Origin of the sequence: Geobacillus sp. LYN3, from assembly GCF_003064505.1 — a bacterium.
In the GTDB taxonomy this organism is placed as follows: Bacteria; Bacillota; Bacilli; order Bacillales; family Anoxybacillaceae; genus Parageobacillus_B; species Parageobacillus_B toebii.
The window spans coordinates 1-3,362 of sequence record NZ_QCWL01000027.1 but is presented as its reverse complement, the minus strand read 5'-3'; the positions used below and the strand labels follow the sequence as shown (position 1 = coordinate 3,362).

At 37.7% G+C, this 3,362-nt stretch carries 3 protein-coding genes; 1 reads left to right on the top strand and 2 read right to left on the bottom strand.

Annotated features, from left to right (window positions below):
* Nucleotides 1-244: hypothetical protein (locus DCC82_RS16670; RefSeq protein ID WP_108430518.1), on the bottom strand; the 244-nt coding region annotated here is incomplete at its 3' end.
* Nucleotides 245-372: 128 nt separating this feature from the next.
* On the bottom strand, nt 373-1,980 hold the full coding sequence (locus DCC82_RS16665) for a DUF4046 domain-containing protein (protein ID WP_097355098.1): 1,608 nt from the start codon (nt 1,978-1,980) through the stop codon (nt 373-375).
* A gap of 277 nt (nt 1,981-2,257) precedes the next feature.
* Here DCC82_RS16665 and DCC82_RS16660 point away from each other — a divergent pair, with 277 nt between their 5' ends.
* Nucleotides 2,258-3,214 carry an endonuclease gene (locus DCC82_RS16660; RefSeq protein ID WP_233253073.1) on the top strand — a complete coding sequence of 319 codons (957 nt, stop codon included), beginning with the start codon at nt 2,258-2,260 and terminating at the stop codon, nt 3,212-3,214.
* Nucleotides 3,215-3,362: the final 148 nt, after the last annotated feature.

Here is a 3,362-nt window from a genome sequence, read left to right as displayed (position 1 = left end):
TCCCTATAAAATATTGTTCTTCTACCTCTATTTGCTCCTTACTTGTGTGAAAAATATATAATTCTTTCTCCGGAAAAGTTTTGTGCTGCTGTTTATAACCATTCCATGCATCAGACACACTATGATACCGATCGATCACTACCATTTCTTTAATGATGCGTTTGCCATTTTGCGAACAAGCCGAAATGGCCTCCACCAAAACAAATTGATTCGGATATTGCTTACGTAACTCTGACCATTTCATTTTTGTTTTCCTCCATCTCTTTTTATTACCATTTTATCAACAATCACCTTACACACATATAAAAAATCGTAGAAAGCAGCATCTTTAATTTAAACGATGACAGTTTTAACCCTAAAAGTTTCTCTCCTTTAGTAACAATGAGAGCAATGAACATGAAGCTGTATTCCATTACTAAGCAAAAGGGACACAATTCTTTGAAACCCTTTTTCCCGAAAATCATCAGGCATAATCACAATCAACGTATAATCGGCGAGCGAATGGTAAAACTGCATTTTTCGACCCGCCTTCTCCGCATACCACTTATAACGAGTCGAACCATATAGCCCGAAATACTCGACAATCCACTTTCTGCCGTTTTGTTCGATCACCCAGTCAGGGATGTATACTTCGTCATATTCGTAGTTCACAAAACGACATCCTTCTCTTTCCACTTTCCCATCAACGACCGCGCGAATCAAAAAGTTATGGATTTCTAGTTCTTCTTTTGAATCACACAATTGCCCGTCAATCCCAACTAGCAAATTAAATTCCTCAGGCTGAAATGTATATTCGGGGAATGATTCCATAATCCAACGGTAAAATTTGCTGTCGTAATGGCGATCGACCATGCTGATAAACCGCGGGAAATGCTTGCGAAAATACGCCCGATTTAACCGCGGCAACTCCTTGCGGTCGATTCCCCGCTTGGCACAAAACGTCCGCAGCGCCTGCACCCGGTTTTGCGGCGAATGCCAATGTTGGTTCGGCACACGCTGAAACTCTGTCACATCATACTTCCCTGGAAACACCGCTTCTATAATCTCAATCGGCGAACCATGGTATTCATGCAACAGACCAGTCAGCCCCTCCGCCATCAGCCGCTGTTTCGTCATAAAGCGCGGGACATCCTGCTCGGCTACCCCCTCCCTTTCAATCAAATCAATAATGGCCTGTCTGACATTCTTGATATCTTTCCAATAGCCGTTTGGTTTTGTGTGAAAATCATCGAGTGAAAATTGGTTGGGAAAAAGATATTGTATAAACTCTAGAGGCGAATTGCGATGATGTTTTAAAGCTGCACTAAAACGATGCTTGATGAGCATTTGCTGCGTCACTTTCTTCGGCACGTCTTCGAACTGGATCTTTTCCTTACGAAGCATGTCCATAAACTGCTCTTTCAAAAATTCGCGGTTTGTTGCATAACCTTGAGGAATTTTTTTAAAATCCGTTTCTTTAAAACGACCGGGGTATAGGGCGTTCATGAAGCGGTATGGGGAATGGCCATATCGCTTCAAAGGGTTGGAAAATCCCCACTCAACGAGCAAATCGTAATTCACCTTTCTCGGTATTTCCACAATCCTTATTCCTTCCCTGCGCAAATGCCATTCCAATCGGTTGCGTATATTTTGAATATTGTTCCAGTAATTAATCGGCACTCGATTGAAATCAAATTCATTGTATCGGCCAGGATATACAAATTGAATTAATTTGCGAATAGATTTAAAACGGTTTAAAGCCCCCCAAAGCTTCTGTTCCTTTATGACGCATCTGTGGATCTTAGGGATTTGTTCCTTCTTCAAACCAAGATGCACTTCTAATGCATAACGGACAATAATGATCACATTTTCGTCTTTTTCCCATGTACCTGAAGGAAGCGCCTTTCTTTTTCCACTGATGAGCTCCTTATAGAGGTTCACAACCGGTGATTGTGACAATTCGGAATGTCCAACACTTCTATAGTAATCTGTATAATCCATATGATCACCTCTAATTCATTATAACACAAATACGAATGTATGTTCTGTTAAATCCTAAAAATTAGAGCTTATTAATAGCAGACTCCTTGATTTATATTCGTTATTTTTCTAGATTAGATCCCCCTTCAATCAAATATAACTATAAATTGTTCAAATAAATGAGCAAAAAGTGTTCATTCCATGTTACTTGACGGTTCCAAAAGAGTTTGGAAAATATCTTTGCGTCTTTTATAATAGAATATATGTTCGAAAAATTATTTTAGGAGGCCTCATAAAGATGATGAAAAAAATTGAAACATTACTGCAACTTCTCCCGTTAGATGCGTTAAGTATGCTTACGGGGAAGTTACTAGGGGATGCCAATCTTACAATCGAAAAAACACGAAGACCTCGTCTGCGATTTTCACATGCCATTCACGATAAAACATGGTGTTTTTATTGTTATCAAGAGCTTAGCAAATATATTAAATTAGCGCGGCCAAAATATAGAAAAATTATCGATCCAAGAACAAAGATGGGATTTACAGAACACTATTATGTACAATCATTCACTTCGGAAGTGATTGATTTATTAAAGGATATTTGGTATCCAAATGGTAAAAAAACTGTTCCCTTCTCCCTCTTACCTTTTGTGTTAACTCCCATTTGTCTCGCATGGTGGTATCAAGATGATGGACATTTAAAAATCGAAAAGAATCAAGTCAAAAAAATCATTCTATCTACTGACGGCTTTTCCGCCGCTGAAAATGAAAAACTTATCGAGTCAATTTATCAGCTGTACAAATTAGAATTCTCGCTTGACAAGCAAAATCGTTTAATCCTCTACGATCAACCGCAAATTTTTTATTTCGTTCATCTCATAAAGCCATACGTCCATGAAAGCATGCATCGAAAAATTCAAGTCTCTTCTATGAACAAAAAAATTACCGCAAAACGTACAACAATCTACTTACCGACGTCCATTCCTATTAAGAAACCGACTAGAGACATTCATAAAATATTAGAACGTCTTCCTTTCCTGTACACACAATTGCATGATAAAACTATATACGATATGTTATTTAAAGAACTATTTCCAAAATTAAAAATAGATAAAAAATCATTAAAGCCCTATCAAATTCAGCTAAACGTCGAACAAAGACAATGGCTATATAAGTTTAAAGAGATAACAGGATTAAACATGAGCCAAATTGTTCATCTCTGCGCTTTCATAAGTGATGATTTTAGTGTTTAAAGCAAAACAGTCACTATGCATGAAAGTGAGGCAGACACTTATTTAGCAATTAAAATACCATCTTTTCCAATAGTACAATGTAAATTATCACTTTATTTCGGAACAAAAGAGCCATTTTTTTGCACATTCCTTCAGAAAACCCTCTCCC

What these genes read in the sequence shown, in the direction of transcription:
- DCC82_RS16665 (WP_097355098.1), bottom strand. Translation starts at nt 1,980, where the DNA reads ATGGATTATACAGATTACTATAGAAGTGTTGGACATTCCGAATTGTCA.
- DCC82_RS16660 (WP_233253073.1), top strand. Translation starts at nt 2,258, where the DNA reads ATGATGAAAAAAATTGAAACATTACTGCAACTTCTCCCGTTAGATGCG.